Annotated in this window: 26 protein-coding genes; 7 read left to right on the forward strand and 19 right to left on the reverse strand. The window is 61.7% G+C overall.

Features of this window, described 5'->3' with window-relative positions:
• Nucleotides 1–35: 35 nt before the first annotated feature.
• Entirely contained in the window at nt 36–947 is a 912-nt protein-coding gene (locus ABR989_RS15675) for a complex I NDUFA9 subunit family protein (protein ID WP_428130252.1), read from the forward strand.
• Nucleotides 948–1021: 74 nt separating this feature from the next.
• Here the strand turns inward: ABR989_RS15675 and ABR989_RS15680 are convergent, their stop codons facing one another.
• From ABR989_RS15680 to ABR989_RS15710, 7 genes are all read right to left on the reverse strand, one after another.
• The gene (locus ABR989_RS15680) at nt 1022–1459 is read right to left on the reverse strand and encodes a hypothetical protein (RefSeq protein WP_428130253.1); all 438 of its coding nucleotides are present in this window, start codon (nt 1457–1459) and stop codon (nt 1022–1024) included.
• On the reverse strand, nt 1456–2253 hold the full coding sequence (locus ABR989_RS15685) for a class I SAM-dependent methyltransferase (RefSeq protein ID WP_428130254.1): 798 nt from the start codon (nt 2251–2253) through the stop codon (nt 1456–1458). Before ABR989_RS15685 ends, ABR989_RS15680 begins: the two co-directional genes overlap by 4 nt.
• 287 nt (nt 2254–2540) lie before the next feature.
• Nucleotides 2541–3530 carry an XcyI family restriction endonuclease gene (locus tag ABR989_RS15690; RefSeq protein WP_428130255.1) on the reverse strand — a complete coding sequence of 330 codons (990 nt, stop codon included), beginning with the start codon at nt 3528–3530 and terminating at the stop codon, nt 2541–2543.
• Nucleotides 3523–4221, reverse strand: a complete 699-nt coding sequence (locus ABR989_RS15695; RefSeq protein ID WP_428130256.1) for a hypothetical protein — start codon at nt 4219–4221, stop codon at nt 3523–3525. Before ABR989_RS15695 ends, ABR989_RS15690 begins: the two co-directional genes overlap by 8 nt.
• Nucleotides 4222–4391: 170 nt before the next feature.
• On the reverse strand, nt 4392–5150 hold the full coding sequence (locus ABR989_RS15700; protein WP_428130257.1) for a Phenylacetic acid catabolic protein: 759 nt from the start codon (nt 5148–5150) through the stop codon (nt 4392–4394).
• Nucleotides 5151–5163: 13 nt separating this feature from the next.
• Nucleotides 5164–5601 (reverse strand): MaoC/PaaZ C-terminal domain-containing protein, encoded by a 438-nt coding sequence (locus ABR989_RS15705; RefSeq protein WP_428130258.1) that lies wholly within the window; start codon nt 5599–5601, stop codon nt 5164–5166.
• 23 nt (nt 5602–5624) lie between these two features.
• Nucleotides 5625–6074, reverse strand: coding sequence for a MaoC family dehydratase N-terminal domain-containing protein (locus ABR989_RS15710; RefSeq protein WP_428130259.1), 450 nt, complete (start codon nt 6072–6074; stop codon nt 5625–5627).
• A 169-nt stretch (nt 6075–6243) separates the two neighbouring features.
• Here ABR989_RS15710 and ABR989_RS15715 point away from each other — a divergent pair, with 169 nt between their 5' ends.
• Nucleotides 6244–6537: a 4a-hydroxytetrahydrobiopterin dehydratase gene (locus ABR989_RS15715; protein ID WP_428130260.1), complete on the forward strand. Its 294-nt coding sequence runs from the start codon at nt 6244–6246 to the stop codon at nt 6535–6537.
• 32 nt (nt 6538–6569) lie between these two features.
• On the opposite strand, the gene ABR989_RS15720 is transcribed toward ABR989_RS15715, so the two are convergent.
• From ABR989_RS15720 to ABR989_RS15740, 5 genes are all read right to left on the reverse strand, one after another.
• On the reverse strand, nt 6570–7208 hold the full coding sequence (locus ABR989_RS15720) for a deoxynucleoside kinase (protein WP_428130261.1): 639 nt from the start codon (nt 7206–7208) through the stop codon (nt 6570–6572).
• A 28-nt stretch (nt 7209–7236) separates the two neighbouring features.
• A complete protein-coding gene (locus ABR989_RS15725) occupies nt 7237–8094 on the reverse strand; it encodes a tetratricopeptide repeat protein (RefSeq protein WP_428130262.1) in 858 nt (285 codons plus the stop codon).
• A 122-nt stretch (nt 8095–8216) separates the two neighbouring features.
• Entirely contained in the window at nt 8217–9158 is a 942-nt protein-coding gene (gene ispH, locus ABR989_RS15730; protein ID WP_428130263.1) for a 4-hydroxy-3-methylbut-2-enyl diphosphate reductase, read from the reverse strand.
• Between the two features lie 105 nt (nt 9159–9263).
• Nucleotides 9264–9974, reverse strand: coding sequence for a molybdenum cofactor biosynthesis protein MoaE (locus ABR989_RS15735; RefSeq protein WP_428130264.1), 711 nt, complete (start codon nt 9972–9974; stop codon nt 9264–9266).
• A 4-nt stretch (nt 9975–9978) separates the two neighbouring features.
• Nucleotides 9979–10476: a MogA/MoaB family molybdenum cofactor biosynthesis protein gene (locus tag ABR989_RS15740; protein ID WP_428130265.1), complete on the reverse strand. Its 498-nt coding sequence runs from the start codon at nt 10474–10476 to the stop codon at nt 9979–9981.
• A 116-nt stretch (nt 10477–10592) separates the two neighbouring features.
• Here ABR989_RS15740 and ABR989_RS15745 point away from each other — a divergent pair, with 116 nt between their 5' ends.
• The gene (locus ABR989_RS15745; protein ID WP_428130279.1) at nt 10593–11303 is read left to right on the forward strand and encodes a TVP38/TMEM64 family protein; all 711 of its coding nucleotides are present in this window, start codon (nt 10593–10595) and stop codon (nt 11301–11303) included.
• 15 nt (nt 11304–11318) lie between these two features.
• A complete protein-coding gene (locus ABR989_RS15750) occupies nt 11319–12842 on the forward strand; it encodes a mercuric reductase (RefSeq protein WP_428130266.1) in 1524 nt (507 codons plus the stop codon).
• Nucleotides 12843–12869: 27 nt separating this feature from the next.
• Here ABR989_RS15750 and ABR989_RS15755 read toward each other — a convergent pair whose 3' ends face one another.
• Nucleotides 12870–13073, reverse strand: coding sequence for a cold-shock protein (locus ABR989_RS15755; protein WP_428130267.1), 204 nt, complete (start codon nt 13071–13073; stop codon nt 12870–12872).
• A gap of 89 nt (nt 13074–13162) precedes the next feature.
• Between ABR989_RS15755 and ABR989_RS15760 the strand changes: the two genes are divergently transcribed.
• Nucleotides 13163–13396 carry a hypothetical protein gene (locus ABR989_RS15760; RefSeq protein WP_428130268.1) on the forward strand — a complete coding sequence of 78 codons (234 nt, stop codon included), beginning with the start codon at nt 13163–13165 and terminating at the stop codon, nt 13394–13396.
• Here the strand turns inward: ABR989_RS15760 and ABR989_RS15765 are convergent.
• Both ABR989_RS15765 and ABR989_RS15770 read right to left on the reverse strand, forming a co-directional pair.
• Complete coding sequence (locus ABR989_RS15765) at nt 13344–13874, reverse strand: acyl-CoA carboxylase biotin carboxyl carrier protein subunit (protein ID WP_428130269.1); 531 nt, start codon at nt 13872–13874, stop codon at nt 13344–13346. The two genes, ABR989_RS15760 and ABR989_RS15765, sit on opposite strands and share 53 nt — an antisense overlap.
• Nucleotides 13871–15373: an acetyl-CoA carboxylase biotin carboxylase subunit gene (locus ABR989_RS15770; protein ID WP_428130270.1), complete on the reverse strand. Its 1503-nt coding sequence runs from the start codon at nt 15371–15373 to the stop codon at nt 13871–13873. Before ABR989_RS15770 ends, ABR989_RS15765 begins: the two co-directional genes overlap by 4 nt.
• Before the next feature lie 270 nt (nt 15374–15643).
• Between ABR989_RS15770 and ABR989_RS15775 the strand changes: the two genes are divergently transcribed.
• Entirely contained in the window at nt 15644–15859 is a 216-nt protein-coding gene (locus ABR989_RS15775) for a hypothetical protein (RefSeq protein WP_428130271.1), read from the forward strand.
• A gap of 50 nt (nt 15860–15909) precedes the next feature.
• Here ABR989_RS15775 and ABR989_RS15780 read toward each other — a convergent pair whose 3' ends face one another.
• Complete coding sequence (locus ABR989_RS15780; RefSeq protein WP_428130272.1) at nt 15910–16722, reverse strand: hypothetical protein; 813 nt, start codon at nt 16720–16722, stop codon at nt 15910–15912.
• 81 nt (nt 16723–16803) lie between these two features.
• On the opposite strand from ABR989_RS15780, the gene ABR989_RS15785 reads away from it, so the two are divergent.
• Nucleotides 16804–17418, forward strand: coding sequence for a CDP-alcohol phosphatidyltransferase family protein (locus ABR989_RS15785; RefSeq protein ID WP_428130273.1), 615 nt, complete (start codon nt 16804–16806; stop codon nt 17416–17418).
• Nucleotides 17419–17442: 24 nt separating this feature from the next.
• Here the strand turns inward: ABR989_RS15785 and glmS are convergent, their stop codons facing one another.
• From glmS to ABR989_RS15800, 3 genes are all read right to left on the reverse strand, one after another.
• Nucleotides 17443–19272: a glutamine--fructose-6-phosphate transaminase (isomerizing) gene (glmS, locus tag ABR989_RS15790; RefSeq protein ID WP_428130274.1), complete on the reverse strand. Its 1830-nt coding sequence runs from the start codon at nt 19270–19272 to the stop codon at nt 17443–17445.
• Between the two features lie 417 nt (nt 19273–19689).
• The gene (locus ABR989_RS15795; protein WP_428130275.1) at nt 19690–20505 is read right to left on the reverse strand and encodes a class I SAM-dependent methyltransferase; all 816 of its coding nucleotides are present in this window, start codon (nt 20503–20505) and stop codon (nt 19690–19692) included.
• Between the two features lie 196 nt (nt 20506–20701).
• Nucleotides 20702–21454, reverse strand: a complete 753-nt coding sequence (locus tag ABR989_RS15800) for a tetratricopeptide repeat protein (protein WP_428130276.1) — start codon at nt 21452–21454, stop codon at nt 20702–20704.
• Nucleotides 21455–21674 lie beyond the last annotated feature (220 nt).

Consider the following 21674-nt stretch of genomic DNA (forward strand, 5'->3'; position numbering starts at 1 on the left):
GGTAACGCGCTGGGGCGTGGGCCCCGACGACATTGATGGCCAAAACTGTCCTTCTCGCGGGTGGCTCGGGATTCATCGGTCGCGCGATCGCGCGGCGTCTGCTCGCTTCGGGCGAAACCAGGCTTCGCGTGCTCACGCGAAATCCCGAGGCGGCGCGCGCGCGGCTCGATCTACCCGGCATCGAGTTTGTTCGCGCAGACATCGGACAGCCCGCATCGCTCAAGGATGCGCTCCGGGGCGCGGACACGATTGTCGATGCGATCCAGTTCGATGGCTATCCGGTCGAAAATCCCCGCCGTGGCCTCACCTTTGAGCGAATCGACTACGCCGGCACAGTCGCGCTGATCGATGCGGCGAAGCAAGCCGGCGTGCAGCAATTCATCTACATCAGCGGCGCCGCCGCCGACGAGAACAGCACCCATCCCGGCTTTCGCGCCAAAGGCCGCGCCGAGCGCGCGATCCGCGAGTCGGGCCTGGCCTACACGATCTTCCGCCCATCGCTGGTGTACGGACCGGAGGACAAAGTCGTAAACGGTCTCGCCCGCGCGCTGCGTTTTGCGCCGGTCTTTGGCGTGCCCGGCACCGGGCGGCAGAAAATTCAGCCGGTACTCGTCGATGATCTCGCCGCGTGCGTGATGCTCGCGGTGTCGGGACGCGGCCGCAACGGAACTTACGAAATCGGCGGGCCGGATCTGATGACGTTCGACGAGATGATGCGGATCATCATGGACGCGAGCGGACATCGCCGCCCGCTGTTTCATATTCCGGAAGGCATCATGCGCACGATCGGCGGCCTGCTGGAAAAGCTGCCCAAGCCGATGCTGTCGCGCGACGCGGTCACGTTCGTCACGGCCGACAATGCGTGCAACATCAAGCCGCTGGTCGATGAGTTCGGAATAAATCTCACGCCGGCCCGCATCGGGATGGCGTATCTCGCGAAGAAATAGCCGCCGCTACAATCGGCGCCAGCCCGAGCCCTCGTGGCCGGAACGGAAAAGTTCTTGCGGCTGGGCTGCCGGATTCAATTCTTAATTCCCTGGCGGCTGCATCCCTTGATTTCGTCGCCGGCCACCGCGGCATTCATCAAGCTGAATCGCACATGGCTGCCGAGCCCGACGGGATCGACATCCTCCTTGATGAAGTATTGCTCGCCCGCGTGCGCATCGAACTTGTACTCCGTCTTTGTGTCGGTCGCGGCCGCGCAAGTCAGCGGTCCGCTGTCCTCGACGAACGCGTAATAGCCGCCTGGTTCCAATTCAATACTCTCATGCCCGCAGGTGATCATCGGAGTCGCCTCCCAACTGAGAACCTTGTAGGGCCGGTAAATGTAAATGACGCTCCTGGACGCGGGGATCGCCATCGGCTGATACGCTTCGCCCTGCGCGCCACATCCGGCGAGCATCATGCAAACCGCACCTGCGAGGATTCCTGCCACGCCGCGAATCATTCTTTGTCTCACGACTTCGATGCGCGAACGTAAAGGAACCACGGGATGTGATCGCGAAATTTGGCAAACGCCTCTGGATACAGCGCGCATGCGGACTCGGGGGCGCGCGGCTCGCAAATCTCCTCGAGCCGTAGACCAGCAGAGACGGTCGAGTTGATGTAGTCGGCAAGCGTGCGATCGAAGCGCGGCACGCCGAAGTCCTCGACCTGCGACGCGTTGGGCGCATGGCCGAACTTCCAGCGATCGACAAACGGTTCGCTGTTGAAGTAATCCGCGACGGTGAATTTGATGGCGCGCCCCGAATCATCTTTGATCCAGCCCATCCCCTTGGTCGCGAAACATGGATGCAGAATGCTGTACGCGAGCGTCCCGCCCGGGCGCAGCACGCGTGCGATTTCCCGCATCGCGCCGGGAAAATCAGGACCGTCCATCAGCGCCATCGTCGAGATGACCGCGTCGAATGACTCTGCACGGAAAGTTGCCAAGTCGCTGAAGGAAGCGCGTTCGTAGCGGATGCCAAGCGGTTCGCGGAGTTCCTCTTTGCGGGCGAAGTCGATCATTTTGGCGGACAGATCCACCCCCGTCATGCGGGCGCCGCGTCGCGCGAAGATCCTCGTGTTGTGGCCCTCGCCGCATCCGGCATCGAGCACGGCCTTCCCGCTCAAGTCGCCGGCGAATTCCAGGAAAGCGGGATTGTTCCAATGCTCGCGGAAGATGTCCCAGCGGTTGCGAACCTGGTCGGCCCACACAGCGGCATTGCGATCCCATTGCGCGGCGACTTCAGACTCACGAATTTCCGGCGGCATTCTTTCCCTCCTGCGCGCACTGGCCGACGCGCGACTGAAAAAAATGCGGACGAGAAAATCTCGTCCGCCAAGGGACCGGGTTGTGTCGGATGAGCGGTCGCACCGCGATCGTCATCCTGAGGGTTTCGCGAGTATATGCGTCCGGCTCAACGTTGACAACCGTACAACGCGGCTTGATCGTGAACGCATACGCGTCGCGCGCGGCCTGGCATTGTGCGCGCTTGACGCCGCCGGATGACGTCAGCACCTATCAAAACATCAGGTGCATTCTCAATCGTGAGATACGGTCACGACCTCTTAAGATTCGTTGGGATACCCACGGCCTCCGCTAATCGATGGCGAAAGTCTTCCCAGTCCGATCCAACCCGCCCAAGCACATGCGCAGCGTCGAACCACGAATTGGTAGTCGGCGACTCGGCTTTGAGTTTCCTCATATTGAGCCCCCTTTTGGCAATTACCGTCCAGAAATCGCGATAGCCGTCGTTCTTGGCCTTTTGGTGCGACTTTTCTGCTTCGCCAGCGCGATTGTGGGCATTGCTGATGTCCGTACCGCCCTTGATTTCCATAGCTACTTTATTGTGTTTCTTGGCACCAAATTCCTCTCGGACGCTCACGTCGGGATCGCTCGCAAGCGCAATTACGACAATGCGCCCCGAGGCATTGCGCACTTTCAGGATGCGATCACTCCGTTCGAAGATATAGTCGCTCACGATTTCGGCGATTGAACGGAAGACATCCAGAGTTGCCTGTTTCCCGATCGCATTGTTATTGCTGCCCTGAAACTGCGAACCGAGGGCGAGCAGCGGTAACTCGGCAAGATCGCGGTCGGTCAGCGTCGGAGACATCTGCCGAACCAAGTCCGCAAGACCAGAGCTCATGGCTTCGCAGAATGCCGGCAGCGACTCGTTGTCTGCGGGTCGGAGAGCGCCCCCCGCTTCCAGTCGCTTGAACCGCCCCATGCCAGAGTCGCGTCCATAAAATTTCTTCTGGGGCAGTCCGAGCAAGAGCCGATAGTATCCAATCAGTGTCGGCGTGGCCTCGAGCACTAGCGGCGTCGGAAAGACGTGTTCGTCTCGTACGCCCGCCGCCGCCAAGAGCCGCTGGACTTCTTCGGGCACGTACGTGCCTAACTGAATCTTGAGCGCGTTGGGATCTACGCGCATCAGGGTGTCCCTGAGCGCATCCATGAGCCATGTCTTACGTGCCGCGACCAATAGTTGATGAAACCGGACTTGGCGTGCGGCAGACGGAGGCTTGATTGCCAGCTTGCTACTCACACCGATCAGACTTTCTGAATACGAGCCAGTAACAGTGCTGCCGACGGCTATGATGGGCGTGCTTCCACTTCGGATCGACGATCGGACCCTTGCGGACCTTCACGATACAGTCGCAGGGACAAAAGCCAATTGCACGAGCCGCCTGAATCAAATCTATGTGCGCCCACTGGTAGCGGTGGTTGTGCACATAGTCGGCGATCTTGCAGAGCAGTAGACCCTCTGGCTTCAGCACGCGCCATGCTTCGGCAAGAAACGACGGATATGTGTGCGCGAAGCTGTAGTCACACTCTTTCGGCGATCGCCCGCCGAGGCCGAATCGCACATTGAAGTCTTTAGACTTGTCCCGGCCTTGATTGGGGATATGTGGAGGATCGTAAACGATCACATCAAAGACGTTCTGACGGAACGGCATCGCGGAATTATCTCCGGCGATGGTTGGCTCGTGCCTTCTTTCGATGTCGAGCCCCACGACGCGCCGCTGACTGCCGCGCCAAAAGCGCCCACCATTGACGGTCGCATCCAGAATTAGTCGGGGTCGCTTCCTCGGGTAGAAACGAATCAATTTTTCGAGGAGTTCGGCATCTTCCTCCCCGTGCCAGACCGAAGCGAGCGGCTCGTAGCCGTGCCGTGGCTTCCCATTGCCGACGCCGGGTGGGTCAACTAACGACAACCGCCATTGCGCTTTGTTCACACCGCCCATTCCGCCCCTCCGATGCTCCTTCATAGCAGCCTGAATCCGCCCTGTCACGTCATGGGCATCTTGCCACGTCCTCTGGGGCACACATATTACTGCCCGAATTAGAACATTACCCGGCGCCTTCGCCTGGCGTTCCGGGAGTAATGGTGGCCTCTCCGGCAGGTTCAGGCCAGGGTGTGGGGGTAGGTGGGCGTCAGCGCCGGCATCGTAAGGCCTAGCTGCTCGCATCGGCGGGATAGCATCGTGACGTACAGCTCGGCCAGTTCTTCGTTGTCGCGCGACTTCAGTCCGTAGCGGATGCAATCGTAGGTGAAGCCGGTGCCGGGCGGCCCGAAGAAATTCACCGCGCGCGGGATCCATCGGCGCAGCGCGTCATTGACCGGCTCGACGCCGAAGCGCTCGACGGCGTCGCCAAGCTGCCGCGAGGCGAAGATTTCATGGTCGGTTTCTTCGTCGAGAATTATTTCGGCGGCGCGCGCATGGGGCGCATAGCTGGACTGCCGGTAGTTTTCGCCGATCATGATGAGGCAGGTGGTATCGAGGCTGAGCGACCCCATCAGGAGGTCGAACTCGCCGGCGGCCTTGGCGGCGAAGTAGCTGGGCGCATCGAAGGACGGCGCCTTGAGCACGGAAATCATCGATCGGTCGGCGGCCTGCTGGGTAACTCCGAGTTCTTCGAGCGCGTCGTAGATAAGCCGCGCGTGTTTTTTTTCTTCGGCGAAATTTTTCTCGACGGTGGGCCGCAGCGCGGGATCGTCGAGCGTCGCGAGCGCGCGCTGATAGCCGAGCGCAGTGAGCTTCTCGGCCATCGCGTGCGCGGCGAGCAGCCGCAGCAGCACCTTGGTGTAATGCGGATCGACGCGGCCCTCGGCCAGAGCGGCGGCGTCGAGCGATCGCGGCGGGAACTCGCGCCGGATTGGCATCGCGGCTACCTCATCAGCTCGCGGCGCGCGAGGGCAGAATGACGGTGGCGGAGCCGGGGGTGGTCTTTTCGCCCTTGGCGTTCTCGAGCCAGATTTCGCAATCGACCATGTGATGGCCGCCTTCGGTGTATTTTTTGGAGACCTTGCCGCGCGCGACGACCCTGGCGCCGGGCTGATCCATCCCGCGGTACTGCACGCCGAGCTTGCGCAGCCATCCATGCTCGCCGGCGAAGTCGGTCATCAGGTGGCCGAGGAAGGCGTTCTTCAACGCGCCGTGCAGGATCACGCCGGGGAGACCGTTGCCGAGCGCGAAATCCTTGTCGTAGTGGATTTGATAGAAGTCGCCCGACGCGCCGGCGTACCTGACGAGCTGCTGGGTGGTCGGATTTTTTTCGAGCGGAACGACTTCGGCGCCGACTTCGACATCTTCGAAATAAATTTGCTTCGCCATCGTGGGCATCCTTTCGAGTAACTCTAGTAGCGGATTCCGGTCGAGCGTTGAATGACGCAGACCTCGCCGAACTGGTTGGTATAAGTGGTCTCGACGACGGTGAAGACCATCGGGCCGAGCCGGCCCGCGGCCTCGCGCAAATCGACGAGCTTGGACTGCACGGTGATGCGGTCGCCGGCGCGAATCGGCACGAAGTACTCCCAATCCGAGCCGCCGTCGAGGCCGCGGAAGGTCGGCATGTCGAGCTTGATGTTGGGGATCGGCGCGCCCATCGAGCGGCAGAAGGTGGGCGGCGCGATCATGGCGCCGAAGCGGGTCTTGCGCGCGTCGCGTTCGCTGTTGAAGAGCGGATTGGGATCCTCGATCGCCTCGGCGAAGCGGCGAATCGCGCCACGCTCGACCTCGTAAGTCCGCGGTTCGGAGACCTTGCCGATTTGTTTGCGAGCTTCGTCGGTAACGTATTTGTTCGCCATCGTCTTTTCAGTGTTCCCGGTGTACGTTTCGGTTCTGCTTGAGCCTGTATTACCACAGGCGCGCGCGACGGGTATAACGCAGCGTCATTTGCGATTGGGATGCGCGCGGCTAGGATGGGGACCGGAATGAGCCGGCGGTCGCGACCGGCCGCATGCGGAGGATTCCAGGATGGCGAAGCTCAACCCGGATCAGATCGCGGAGAAGCTCAACGCGCTCCCCGGATGGGAGTACAAGAACAACGCGATCAGCAAAACGTTCAAGTTCAAAGAATACCTGCATGGCATCGAGTTCGTGCAGAAGGTCGCCGAGATCGCCGAGGCCGCCGACCATCATCCCGACATTACGATCAACTACACGCGGGTCACGTTCTCATGCTCGACGCACGATGCCGGCGGGGTGACCGACAAGGACTTCAAGCTGGCGGACAATATCGAGATCGCATTCAACGATCGCGGCGCGTAGGGACGGGGATTGCGATACCAAATGGAAGACCCTCAGCTCTTGCGCGGGACGAAGTATTGAGTGCCGGCGCCGGCGCGATCGATCTCGCGAATCAGCTCGCCGAGGTCTTCGGGATTGGCGACGAAGTCGATGTCCGAAGTATCGACGACCAGCAGCGGCGCCTCGTCGTAGTAGAAAAAGAAATCGCGGTAGGCCGATGACACGCGCTCGAGGTAGTCGAAGCTGATGTGGCGCTCGAAATCACGATTGCGCTTGCGCAAGCGCTCGGCCAGCACCTCGATGGTGGCGCGCACGTAAACGACGAGGTCGGGCCGGGCGATCTCGGCGTCGAGCAGCTTGTACACGTTGTCGTAGAGCTTGAGTTCGTCGGGGACGAGATTCAACGCGGCGAAGATTTTATCCTTGGCGAAGAGATAGTCGGCGACGGTGGCCTGCGTGAAGAGATCCTGCTGCTTGAGCTCGCGCTGCTGGTTGTGGCGGGTGAGCAGGAAATAAAGCTGCGCGGGAAACGCGTACTTGTCGGGATCCTGGTAGAAGCGGGGCAGGAACGGGTTGTTGTCGGCATCCTCGAGCATCAGGCGCGCACCCAGCTCGCGGGCGAGCGCCTGCGCGAGGCTCGTTTTGCCGACCCCGATGGGGCCTTCGACCGCGATATAGCCGCGCCGGCGCATCGGGCCTCGATTGCGACCCTAGGTCATCTCACTTGCGATGCTTCTTGGCCTGGTCGCGAAGTTTGCGAACCACGTCGTCGGGCGCGCCGCCGCGCTCTTCCAAATCGGCGGCAGTGTCGTAGTCGGGCGGAGTCTTGGTCAGATAGACCTGCGCCAATTCGAGGTTGGCGACCTTGTCGTCGGGATAGATGCCGATCACGTCATTTAACAGCTTGAAGGTCGCGTCGGGCGTGCCGGCGGCCTTGGCGGCCTGGTTGATCTTATGCATCATCGGGTCCGCGTCGGGCCCGAGCGCTTCCATCTTATGCACCCTGGCCATCAGCATCGCGGCCTCGATGCCCTGCTCATAGGTCTTGACGGCGTCGGCGTACTTCTTGTCCTGCATCTGCTGGTCGCCGACTTTTTCGATGATCGGGATCGCATCCATAAGTGCGTGTACAGCTTTTTCGCGGGCCGCCGGGATCCTGGTGGTAAGCATGATGTCCTTGAGAGTGGCGACACCTTCAGTGACCTTGCCCGCCTTGATGTCGTCGAGCGCCTTGCCCGAGGAATTCGCCAAGTCAGCGAGCTTCTTGTAGAGCCGAGCCTTGTCGAGGAGTTTCTGATCGGTGGGATCGAGCTCAGAAGCGGCCTCGTACTCGCGCCCGGCACCTTCCTCATCGCCGAGCGCTTCATCTATATGCGCGAGAGACTTGTGCGCGTCGAGGCTGGTGGGGTCGGCCTTTATCGACAGCTCGAGTTCTTTTTTGGCGGCGTCGAGATCGCGTTTTTCGAACAGATCTTCAGCTTTGTATAGATGACGCTTCGCCTCGGACTGGCATCCGCTGACGAACGGGATGGCCAGCAGGACGGGCAATACCAGCGCGCGCACGATAGCTGTTCGCATCAGAATGTTCCTCTCCGCGTTTGGCTAAATCCGGATGAGTCTGCAAGCAATGGCGCGGAATTGTCAAGGCGAAATGCGGCGGGCGCGCGTGCGCAGATGGCTGGCGGGAATCGCCGCGCGGCTCAGTCGGCGGGCATCGGGAGCGGGAAATGCACCCGCTCCTTGGCGACGCTGAGCAACTCGACCTCGGCGCCGGAGCGGGCGAACGCACCGATAATTTCCTCGACCAGCCACTCAGGAGAGGAGGCGCTCGCGGTCAGGCCGAGCGCGCGCACACCGTCGAGCATCGCGGGCTCGACGTCGGCAATCGAATCGACCAGGAACGCGCGCGCGCCGCGCATCTGCGCGACCTCCACCAGCCGGTTCGCATTTGAACTCTGCTTCGAGCCGACCACCAGGATCGCATCGCTGACCTGCACCAGTTCCTTGACCGCGTTCTGACGGTTCTGGGTCGCGTAGCAGATGTCGTCGGTCCTGGGTTCCTGCATCGAGGGGAACCGCTCCTTGAGCGCCTCCATGATCTCGCGGGTGTCGTCGACACTGAGCGTGGTCTGCGTGACAGCCGCGATGCGCTCGGGATTCTCGACTTTGACGGTGCGCGCCTCGCCCACGGTGCCGACCAGCACCACCTTGCCGGGCGCGACGCCCAGCGTGCCCTTCACTTCCTCGTGGCCTGCGTGGCCGATGAGGATCACGCTGCGGCCTTCGTCGTCGTATTTCTTGACTTCGAGATGGACCTTGGTGACGAGCGGGCAGGTGGCGTCGATAACGCGCAGAGCGCGATCCTTGGCGCGGTCCCATTCGCTGGGCGCGACGCCATGAGCGCTGAAGATGACGCGCTGGCCGGTGGGAACCTTGTCGAGGCTCTCGACAAAAATCGCGCCTTCTTTTTCGAGCGCTTCGAGGACGAAACGGTTGTGGACGATCTGATGGCGCACGTAGAGCGGGCGGCCGTAGGAGCGCAGTGCGCTGCGGACGGCCTCGACCGCGCGATCGACGCCGGCGCAGAAGCCGCGTGGCTCAGCCAGGATGACTTTTTCGACCGATGTTTCTCCCAACGCCATCCTACCTTTGTAACTGGCAACTGTCCGCCCGGTCAATGATGCCCTGGTCCTTCGCCCGTTTTCACGGGAGAGGTCAGGTGAGGGTTCTGCGATGCGGCCAGGTTTCTATTCATGGGCCGGTGGATGCGAGGTTTGGCAGCCGATCCATACCTCGCCGCCTTCGAAATGCTCTTTTTTCCAAATCGGTACGATTTCTTTCAGGCGGTCGATCGCGAACCTGCAGGCCTCGAACGCTTCTGCGCGATGCGCCGCCGAGACCGCAATCGCCACCGATGTCTCGCCTATTTCGACGACGCCGATGCGATGCGCGATCGCGATGCGCACGATTTTCCATCGCGCGCCCGACTCGACGGCGAGCTTGCGCATCTCGGATAGCGCCATCGGCTCGTAGGCTTCGTACTCGAGGCGAATCACGACCCGACCTGCGTTGTCGCGGCGAGTGGTACCGGCGAACGATACGATTGCACCGGCCGCAGGGTCGGCAACTTCGCGTTCGAGGGCGGCCAAGTCGATCGGATGGCGGCCGATGGTGATTTTGCCGACGTACGCGGGCGTGTCCGTGCCGTCGGCGCCGCCGCTGACGGGCGGAATGAAGGCAATCTCGTCGCCCATCCGCGGCTTGAAGCTGCCTTCGACATATTCCTGGTTAACGGCGAAGCCTACAGAGTTGTGATGCCCGCCGAGCGCGGGAAATTCGCCGACCAGATGCATCCAGATCTCGCCGACGGTTGTGCCGTCGGGAAATTCGCGCGTCAGCTCGGCCGCATGCGCCCGCTCGCGAAGCGTCGCGAACAGTTTGATCGTGAACTTGTTCACTGGTTCATAGACTCAGCAGATAAGTGATGTGCCCGAGCTCGGGGATCAGCAGCTTCTCCATGGCAAGCCGGCACGCGTCGGGGGAACCGGGAATCGCGGCCACGAACTTGCGATGGCGCACTCCGGCAACAGCGCCGCTCAGCATCGCGGCCGCTCCGATTTCCTGAAACGAAAGCATCCGGAACAGTTCGCCGAAGCCTTCGAGCTCCTTGTCGATTATCGACTTCACAACTTCGGTGGTGCCGTCGCGCGCGGTAATACCGGTGCCGCCGTTGACGATAATCGCATCGAGATTCGGTAAATTATTGACGAGCGCGGCGGAAATCCTCTCACCGTCGTCGGGGATGATTTCGTAGTAGGCTACCAGGTGACCGGCTGCCTCCAGCAAAGTGCGGATGAGCTTACCGCTCTCGTCGGTTTCCGGGCTGCGCGAATCGCTGGCGGTGATGACGCCGACCTTGAGGTTTGCGCGCGCGTGTTTTTGGTGATCGTGGACCGACATGCGGATTAGGATTACACAATCCGCGGTGGCATTATAAGCAGTCCGCGTCCGCGATGCTCGCGGTAGAAACCAAAGAAATTGCCCGCCCCGCGAGCTACTACCGGCGGAACCTCAAGATGACCACCGCGTCCAGCCGAGCAGCCGGTTTCCTTCGCCCGAAAATTCTACTGATCGCCGCGGCCGCAATCGCGATCCTCTACGGCGCGCATCGCATTGGCGCCGGACCGTGGCTGACGAACGCGCTTGACTGGATCCGCGGGCTGGGTGCGCTGGCGCCGGTCGCGTTCATCGCAATCTACATCGCGGCGTGCGTCGCGTTTCTTCCGGGGTCGATCCTCACCATCGGCGCCGGCGTGATTTTCGGCGTGGTGCGCGGATCGATCTACGTTTCGATCGCGGCGACGCTCGGCGCTACGGCGGCTTTTCTCGTGGGCCGCTACCTTGCGCGCGATTGGGTGAGCGAAAGACTCGAAGGCAACGCGAAGTTCAAAGCGATCGACGAAGCGGTCGGGAGAGAAGGATGGAAGATAGTTGTCCTGACCCGCCTGTCGCCGGTGTTTCCATTCAACCTGCTCAACTATGCCTACGGGCTGACGCGCGTGACTCTGCGCGACTACTTTCTTGCGTCGTGGGCCGGGATGATTCCCGGCACAATTCTCTACGTGTATATCGGCTCACTGAGCGGCGACCTCGCGCGCGCGGCTGGGGGCAGCGCCAGGCGCACGCCCGCTGGATGGGCGCTCACCGCAATCGGATTCGCCGCGACAGTCGCGGTCGCCGTGTACGCAACGCGAATCGGCGCACGGGCGCTGCGCGAAAAGACCTAGCTAGAGGACACATCGATGGGATCGCACGCGCTGAAGCATGAGCCGCTCGACGCTTACAACCTCGCGCTGACTGAAAATCTGCATCCCGCCGGATGGATCAACCCCGAACCCGCGCGTCGCTACAGCATGGTAGTGATCGGAGCCGGGCCCGCGGGCCTCGTGATCGCTGCGGGCGCCGCCATTTTGGGTGCGAAGGTTGCGCTCGTCGAGCGTGACCTGATGGGCGGCGATTGCCTGAACTTCGGATGCGTCCCGTCCAAGGCGCTGATCCGCTCGGCGCGAGCGGCCGCGGCAGTTCGCGACGCGGGCCGCTTTGGCGTCGAGGTCCCGCCGGGTGTGCGGGTAAATTTTCAGGCCGTGATGGAGCGGATGCGCAAGCTGCGCGCCGAACTCAGCCCGACCGACTCCGCCAATCGATTTCGCTCTTTGGGCGTCGACGTGTTTATCGGGGACGGACGTTTCGTCGGTCCTGACTGCGTGGAGGTGGATGGCACAAAGCTCCGTTTCAGAAAGGCCGCGATCGCCACGGGAGCGCGCGCCGCCGCGATCCCGATACCGGGTCTTGCAGAGGCCGGCTATCTGACCAACGAGACGGTTTTTTCGCTGACCGCGTTGCCGCGGCGAATTGCCGTGATTGGAGCCGGACCGATCGGATGCGAACTTGCGCAGACGTTTGCACGATTCGGCGCGCAGGTCACCATCCTCGAAGTTGCCCCGCAAATCCTGATTCGCGAGGATCGCGACGCCGCAGGGCGAGTCGAGCGCGCTATCGCCCGGGACGGCGTGGAAATCATCACCGGATGCAGGATTTCCGGCGTCGAGTTGCGCGGCAATGAAAAAATAATCGCGACCGAACGGATCGGCGTCAGCCGCGAGATTATCGCCGACCAGATTTTGATCGGCGTCGGGCGAGTCCCCGCGGTCGAAGGGTTGAATCTCGAAGCCGCGATGATCGAATACGACAGGCAAAACGGCGTGAAGGTCGATGACTACCTGCGCACGACGAATCCGATAGTGTACGCGGCCGGCGACGTCGCATCGCCACACAAGTTTACTCACTTGGCCGATGCGCACGCGCGAATCATACTCCGCAACGCACTATTCTTCGGGCGCCGGCGCGCGAGCCGACTGACTATTCCATGGTGTACCTACACCGACCCTGAAATAGCGCACGTCGGACTATACGAAGCCGAGGCGAAACAGCGCGGAATCGCAGTTGCGACCTATACGCAGGAACTGGCCGAGGTCGATCGCGCGGTGCTGGACGGAGAAACCGACGGCTTCGTGAAGGTGCACGTCCGCGCGGGAAGCGATCGGATCGTCGGTGCGACGGTGGTCGCGAGCCACGCGGGCGAGATTATCTCGGAACTCACCACCGCGATCGCCGCGGGCATCGGATTGGGCCGCCTCGGTGACGTGATCCATCCATATCCGACACAGGCCGACGCGATCCGCCGCGCCGCCGGACTTTACACGCGCACGCGGCTCACGCCATTCGTCGCGGGACTGATGAAGCGCTGGTTCGCTCTCACGCGATGAGCGGCGGATTCCAGATCGGTTGCGGAGTTACCGCAGGCGCAGGTTGAATGCCTGACGGCCCTTCTCGCCCGGACGGACGTCGAACTGAACTTCGTTGCCCTCGCGCAGGTCGTCGAAATAGACCTTGGGCGACAGCGCCGACCGATGAAAGAAAACTTCGTCGCCGCCGTCGTCCGCGATGATGAAGCCGAAGCCCTTGTCCTTGACTATCTTCTTGATTGTGCCAAACACGCGATCCTCCGCCGAACGATATAGTGCCGGCGCCTTGAGCTTACGACGCCGGCAATTTAAGTAAAGAGCGTACTCGCACGAGGGCGCTTATGCTCAAGGCCGTCACATTGAAGGAAATTGAAAGAATCTTCGCCGTGATCGAACCGATGGGAATTTCGCGCGAGGCGGTTGTGATTCCGCTGCGCACCGGGCATCCGGGACGCGTCTCGATTCTGAAAGACGGCAAGTTGGAGATAGTCGTCGAGCGCGACGGCGATTTTGAGGATTGGATCACTCAACTCGAGGCGCGGATTCGCGAACTGACGAAGCCGGAGACGGACTAAGCTCGATCAGCACCGCGCCGTGATCGACCATCTGGCCCTCCTCGACGCGAACATGTTTCACAATCGCCGCGCTCTCGGCGGTGAGCGTCGTCTCCATTTTCATCGCTTCGATCACGACCAGCGGCTGTCCGGCCTCGACCAGATCGCCCTCGCGCACCATCACCATGAGCACTTTGCCGGGCATCGGCGCGATGATTTCGGCCGCTGCGAGCCCGCGCGCGCGGCGCCGGGAAGCCGCTTCTGCGGGCTTGAACTCGAAGGACGCGGGACCGACCGAAACGAGTATCGAATCCTTTCGCCGCGCGCCGAAAACCCGGTAGCGCCGGCCGTCGATCGTAAGAACCCCGCCGCCGTCCGCATTGGGCGTGAACTCCGCGGCGAGTTGCCTGTCTCCGATACGGACGCGAATCGCGCCGCCGTCGCGCGAGATCACTTCGGCGTCGATCTCGCGCAAGTCGCCCGCGCGCGTGAGTTTCATCGCCGCGATCCCCACAGCTCGAAGTTTTTGAGATCGTCCCACGGCGAACGACGCTCGGCGCCGGCCGGCAACGCAGGACCGTCTGACGGGATATCGCCCATCGCGCCGCCGGCGGTGATCGCCGCTGCGACAATTGCCGCATCGATTTCGGACTTGCCGATCTCCCACCCTGAAAAGAATGAGTCGATGAAGTGCGTGGAGAGTTTCGCGTCGCGAAATTGCCCGCTCGCTACGATATCGCGCAGGTAGGCGGCGTTGTTCGTCACGCCAAGCAAAGCGAATTCGCCGAGCGCATTGACCAGCCTGACGCGTGCCTCCTCGCGATTGGCGCCGTAGCAGACCAGCTTGCCGAGCAGACCGTCGTACCATGGCGTCACTTCGGCGCCGCGCGCCAGATGCGAGTCGAAGCGCACGCCCGGTCCGCCGGGGACGCTCAGATGAAGCACGGTTCCCGTCGCGGGACGGAAGTCATGCTCGGGATCCTCGGCGTTGATTCGGCATTCGATCGCCGCGCCGCGCGGGGCCGCGGGCTCCGGCGCCTTGCCGCCCGACGCGATCCGCAATTGCTCGCATACCAGGTCGCACCCAAAACGCATTTCGGTCACGGGATGCTCGACTTGCAGGCGCGCGTTGACTTCGAGGAAGTAGAAGTCGTCGCCCTCGACCAGAAACTCCGCGGTGCCCGCGTTGGTATAGTGCGCCGCGCGCGCGAGTTTCAGCGCCGCGCCGATTATTTTCGCGCGCATCTGATCGGTGAGTCCGGGCGCCGGCGACTCCTCGATAATCTTCTGATGCCGCCGCTGGATCGAGCAATCGCGCTCGCCGAGAGCGACCACGGCGCCGTGATTGTCGCCGAGAAACTGTATTTCGATGTGGCGCGGATGCGCGAGATATTTTTCGACGAATATCCGCCCGTCGCCGAATGCCGCCGCGGCTTCGCGCGCGGCCGCTCCCAGCGCGCTCTCGAGTTGCGCGGCTTCCGCCACCACGCGCATCCCGCGCCCGCCTCCGCCTGCCGCAGCCTTGATCACAAGAGGGTAGCCGACGAGCGCCGCATACTCGCGCGTCGCGGAAATCTCCGCGGCTTCGATTCCCGGCACCACCGGAACCCCGGCTGCAACTGCGATTCGCCGTGCCGCGACTTTGTCGCCGAGCGCCGCCATCACCTCCGGCCGCGGCCCGACAAACACGATCTGCGCATCGGCCGCAGCCTGCGCGAACTCGGGACGCTCGGAAAGAAATCCGTAGCCCGGATGAATCGCGTCGGCGCCGGAATGCTTTGCGGCGGCGATTATCGCCGCGATGTCGAGGTAGCTCTTTGCGGCCTCGGCGGGTCCGATGAGAATCGCCTCGTCAGCCGCGCCGACGTGTGCGCTTTTCGCGTCCGCCGCCGAATAGACAGCCACGGTTTTCAGGCCGAACAGGCGCGCACTGCGGATGATCCGAAGAGCAATTTCGCCGCGATTGGCGACCAGCAGTTTTGTGAGCCGGCGTTCCATCAATTCGTCGAAAAAAAACTAGCACAAGCCGGATCCACACGCTCGAACTCAAGGCGCCCGGCGTCGGTGAAAAATGAAAAAGTGAAAAAGTGGGAAACTGAAAATATATTGTGAATTGATCGTCAAAAAGATTGATCGGCGGCGCGATTTCACTATCTTGTTTGATCCGAGTCTGACTCGGGCGCGCGGTTGAAAAGTCGAAACGAAAAAAGCCGCCACGCGTACCAAATGGCGGGAAAGACTAACTGGCTCGAGGAGCGCTAGCGGAGAATGAGCGACAAAATCACGGTTCGTACGGTGTACGACTTCCCCGTCGCCGCTCATCTGTGCGACGGCGGAACCGTGCGTTACGTAAAACTGGTCCGCCGCAGCGGCCAACCGCCGGAAGGCACCTGCCAGCAGTGCAAGACTTCGTTTTTGTATCGAAAGCCCAAACCCTCAAAAAACGCGCGCCATCCCGACGGCGAGGGCATCGTCCACTTTTAGAGATCAAATCTTTTTCCAGAAATCGGATCGTTTTTTAGAAATCACTCCCGCTATTTTGTCCGGCGCGCGCTGCCCGGCGCATCGCCACCCGTCTTCACGAGCATGACCTGCGGGCCCTTGTAGTAGCGCGTGGCTTCGTCGCCGACGAACGCGAATCCGTCGTTCGGATCGAACCATGCGTGAATCTTGGGCGCCAAAGCCGCGACGATTACGTTCAACCATCCAAAATCCGGCCGGACTTCGACTCGGATCGCCTCGGCGCCGTAGGGCGCCCACACCGCATTTGCCGGATCGACCGTCACGCTGATCGCAAATATCTTCGGGCCGGGCGCGCAGTTGAAGAAGTGGATTGGACGAGCCAATCCCTTGTCGCGCGCGCGCAATAAATCCTGAATCGGAATCACTATGCTCGCGCCCGCCCAGGTGTTGTCCGGGATGCTGAGCAGCTCGGCCTGCTCGCTCTTTTGTGCGCCGGAGTTGTCGATACAAGTCGTGGCGCCCGACTTCAAATCCAGATGGGCGCGTCGCTGGATCGATCCGTCGGCGTTGAAGAACGTGTGATCGAATTCGACCAGCCGGGGTGGCTCGCTGCCGGCGCCCCGTTGCAACTCGGCGGTCTCGACGTCGGACTGATCGTCATAGTAGGTACTCTCGCCGTGCATCGTCGCGCCCTCGCCGGTATTCTCGATACGGTAGCGGCCGCGCCCGATCGCAATACCGGTATCACGATTCAGAATCATGAAGCTGGTCGGCGGAAAGCTGAGCGCATCGGCTGAAAACGCGGGGCGCGCACCGGCCATCGTCAGGATTATCGCCGACGCCGCGACAGCGACAGTCCATCCTCGCTTCCGTATTGTAATCATGCCCTTGCCAATGCAAATTCCTGTCTGGAACGTTAACTCGGCGGCTGATCTGCGCGCTAGCAGCGCGATAAAAGGCATCGGATGCTCGATTCGATCTTCGGCGCGAACCCGGACATCAAGCGCATGCAATCGCGATGCGCCCGCGTGCTGTTCAGCGCGGGAATCACCGCCAACGTCGCCACGATTCTCGCCGCGCTCGCCGGCATCGCATCGGGGATCGCATTCGCGATCGCCCACGTGGCGTGGGCGATCGTCGCGCTCGGCGTCAGCGCCGCCCTCGACGCGCTCGACGGCACGATTGCGCGCGAATGCGCCGCGCCGAGCGCTCTCGGCGGCGTGCTCGACCTGTCGGCCGATCGCATCGTCGAGGCTTGTGTAATCGTCGGCATCGCGTGGCGCGATCCGGCGCTCTATTTCCCGGCGCTCGTCCTGGTCGCCACCTGGTACGTGAACATCACGGTATTTCTCGCGGTCGGAGCCGCAATCGAGCGCCCGGGCGCCAAGCTAATCGAGTACCCGCCCGGAATCCTCGAGCGCACCGAAGCGATCATCTTCTTCATCGTGCTCGGAATGGTCGAAGCATCGCCGACTATTCGCCCGACAGGCCCAATACTCTGCTATGCGATGGCAGCGATGGAGATCGTGACCGGCGCCCAACGCCTGCTATTCGGCCTGCGAATGCTCCGCCCGGATTAATCCGCCCCCCGTCAGCCGCGCGCACTACTCGACCGTCACCGACTTCGCCAGATTGCGCGGCTGATCGACGTCGGTGCCGCGCTCCACCGCGATGTGATACGCGAGCAACTGGATCGGCACCGTCATCAGCACCGGCGTCAGCATCCGGTTCGTCTCCGGCACTTCGATAATTTCCGCGGCGACGCTTTTGAGTTCGTCGGTCGCGCGATTGGTCACCGCGATAATCCGGCCGTTGCGCGATTCGACTTCCTTCAGATTCGACATCGACTTCTCGAACAGGTCGTCATTGGGAATTATCACCACCACCGGCATCTTCTCGTCGATAAGCGCGATCGGCCCGTGCTTCATCTCGCCCGCGGAGTAACCTTCGGCGTGAATGTAGGAAATTTCCTTCAGCTTGAGCGCGCCCTCGAGCGCGATTGGGTAGTTGATACCGCGGCCGAGGAACAGGAAGTCCCGCGCCGGCGCGTACTTGCGCGCGATCTGCTGAATATTCGGCTCACCCTCGAAAATAGCCTCGATCTGTCCGGGGATCGCGAACGCCGGTTGCAGCAACTTGCCGGCATCCGCGCCCGACAGCCGTCCCATCCGCGCCGCCAGATGAATCGCGAACAGATAGTAGGCCTCGAGCTGCGTGAGAAAGCATTTGGTCGTCGTCACGCTCGTCTCGGGACCGCATCGCGTGTACAACTGCGCGTCGGCCTTGCGCGCGATCGACGAATCCACCGTGTTGGTGATCGCCAGCAGATGCGCACCGCGCGCGCGTCCTTCTTCCATCGCGGCGATCGTGTCGGCGGTCTCGCCCGACTGCGACACGGCGATGATCATCGTGCGGTCGTCAATCGGCGGCCGGCGATAGCGGAACTCGGATGAGTAATCGACCTCGACCGGAATCGCGGCAAGGTCCTCGATCATGAACTTGCCCACCTGCGCGGTTATCCACGACGCGCCCGCACCCAGCATTACGATTCGCCCGATCGACGCGGGACCGCCCGCCGGGATCAGTTCGCCTTCGAAGCGGACGGTTGTCGAGCCGCCGTCCGCCCGTCCCGCCATCGTGTCGATCCACGCCTGCGGCTGGTCGTTGATTTCCTTGCGCAGGTAATGGCGAAAGCCGCCCTTGGTGGCGGCGACTGCGTCCCATTCCACTTGACGGGGTCGGCGAGTAACCACAGTGCCATCGAACTTCATCAGCCGCGCGGTGGTGGCGGTGACCTCGGCAAGCTCGCCGTCTTCGAGGACGATCACGCGGCGAGTGTGTTCGAGGATCGCGGGAATATCCGAAGCGATGAAGTTCTCGCCGTCGCCCAGCCCCAGGACCAACGGCGTCGCGGTCTTGGCGGCGACCAGCTTGTCGGGTTCGGTTTCCGACAGCACGACGATCGAGAACGAACCGCGCAATCGCAAAACGGCTTCGCGCACGGCCTCGGTCAGCCCGCGTCCGCCTTTGAGCTTTTCCTCGATCAGGTGCGAGATCAGCTCGGTGTCGGTTTGGGAGCGGAGCTTGTGGCCGCGAGCGAGCAGTTCGGCGCGCAGCTCGATGAAGTTCTCGACGATGCCGTTGTGGATGACGGCGACCGGCCCGGCTTTGTGCGGATGCGCATTTTCCTCCGACGGGCGGCCGTGAGTCGCCCATCGCGTGTGCCCGATCCCGATGTGGCCGTGCAGGGGAGAGCGGGCCAGCAGATGGCGCAGGTTTTCGAGCTTGCCTTTGGCGCGGCGAATTTCGAGCTTGTTGTCAACTAAAGTTGCGATGCCGGCCGAATCGTACCCGCGATACTCCAGGCGGCCGAGCCCTTCGAGCAGGATAGGATAGGCTTCGCGCGGCCCGACATACCCGATTATTCCGCACATGATCGTTCGCTCCTTCCCCCGCAATTGTAGGGAAGCTTACAGAGTTATCCGCCACGGCACGGCATCCCGTGCTCACCTCGGGGACGATGCGGCCCCGGCGCGCGGGCGTCGGCATCCTGATGCGAGCCCACGGACGGAGCGAAATGGTTGTTCGCGGGAGAGTTTAGAAAATCACGTCAGAGCCGGATGCTCTGCCACTCGAGGCGCATTTTGTCGCGTGGTCACCCGCGCGGTTTGCTCGCCTCTATCGACTGTGGAGCCGGGAAGCCATCCGCCGATCATCTTCGATTCTGCTTCCACCTCGTCAACTCATGGATGTCCAAATGTGTCCACGAGTTCTGGCGCTACTCTCGCTCTCTATTGTCTATCGCCTCGACCATCACCTCGTTATGGATTGGCACATCATGCCCCTTGGCCTCAATTATTCCCGCCCGCGCGAGCAAGTTCAAGCGACGCGCGGCTCGCGCAACCATCTAATCTTAGGGAGGAGATGCGTTTGATAGCCGCCGCCTCTTCCATGAATCGCGGATTTCTAACCACGTGGCATTGAGTGCCAGGGGTATTGACGATCGTGCTCATGCAGTCGATCATCAGCGGCCAGCCGGTCCCCCAAGGGACTATCTCCTGTTGAACGCACATCATGCCAGCGCCCTCGACGAATGCGCGCATCTTTTCAGCACTCATAGAAGGTGCACGCCAATGTTGATCAAAGGGGAGACGTGAGAGCCGTCTTTTTATTTTGTCCAACACCGAACGACGGCGAACAGCGTCAAGGTTGGAATGGTGAAGAAACGCGAACCCGCCCGGCTTGAGCACACGCGCAAGCTCGTTAGCATAGCTGGACATCACATCGGACTCGGCGTGAACCAGCGAATCAAATGAAAACGCGAAGTCAATTGATGCGTTTTCAATCATGGGGAAGGTGAGGCCGTCGTTGACCTTAAATTCAAGATTCGGATAGTGACCAAAGCGCTCAGTGCATCGGTCGACACAGACTTGCGCTAAATCGATCCCGATCAACGACGTACAGTGAGGCTGGAGGAATTGCGTCCACCGACCATGGCCTGGCGCTATCTCCAGGATGCGGCCTTTCAAGAAAGGAAAGACGCGAGGCAGCAGGCAACCAACCCATTGCGCATGCGCTGTTCCCCAATACTCAGACCACTCGTCACCCTCTTGTGACCAATCGTCGGCTCCGCCAAACCTCTGCCTGTTTTCAGAAACCGATGGCATCTAATGGATTGTATATCGGAGCATGCCGTCCTACCAGTGTGCCCGGCGCGCCTTGACCGATTTACACACGGCAACGCGGCGATCACCACGTCCGCTCCCATTCCGTCATCCCGACCGACCCCGAGCGACCCCAGATCCGTGACTTCCCGAGTTAGTAGTGTTCCGGATGAGTTCGAGTGCCGAACCTTCTCGAAGACTAACTGGTCGGTTTCGGCTTCTTCCTGGTGACCGCCGCTTTCTTCTTGTTGGCCAGCGCAATCTTCTTGTTGGCCAGCGCTTTGGCGACCGATTCTCGCAGGGGCAAGTCGGAAGTGGCGCCGAAGCGGGCGATTACGTCGTCATAGACCGCGATGGCCCCCTTGCTTCGGCCGAGTTGGCCGAGCGTGACGCCCTTGTTGACCAGCGCTTTGGCGACCGATTCTCGCAGGGGTAATTCGGACGCGGAGCCGTAGCGGGCGAGTACGTCGTCGCTGACCGCGATTGCCTCCTCGCTTCGGCCGAGTTTGCCGAGCCTGTAGCCCTTGTTGACCAGCGCTTTGGCGACCTGTTCTCGCAGGGGCAATTCGGATGCAGAGCCGAAGCGGGCGATTAGGTCGTCGTAGACCGCGATTTCTTCCTCGCTTCGGCCGAGTTGACCAAGCGTGATCCCCTTGTTGAGCAACGCTTTGGCAACATGTTCTCGCAGGGGCAAATCGGACGCGGAGCGAAAGCGGGCTAGTACCTCTTCGTAAATCGCAATTTCTTCCTCACTCCGGCCGAGCTGGCCGAGCATGATCCCCTTGTTGACCAGCGCTTTGGCGACCTGTTCTCGCAGTAGCAGTTCGGACGCAGAGCCGAAGCGGGCCAGTACGTCGTCGCATGCCGCGATGGCCTCCTCGCTTCGGCCAAGTTGGCCGAGACTAATCCCCTTATTAACAAGCGCAGAGGCGACCTCTTCTAGCAGGGGCAATTCGGACGCAGACCCGAAGCGGGCGACTACCTCGTCGCAGACCGCGATGCCCTCCGCACCTCGGTCTAGTTTGCTGAGCGCGACCCCCTTGTTGACTGTTCCCCGTCAGCACAAGTTGGACAGTTTGCAGCGATTGAGGAAGAGAGGGTTTTTGGCTCATCTTAACCCCAAAAGGAGCGGAGATGAGATCGAAAGCAGATACGCATTCGGAGGAAGCGGA

Source organism: Binatus soli (SeqCode) (genome assembly GCF_050015535.1).
Lineage (GTDB): Bacteria > Desulfobacterota > Binatia > Binatales > Binataceae > Binatus > Binatus soli.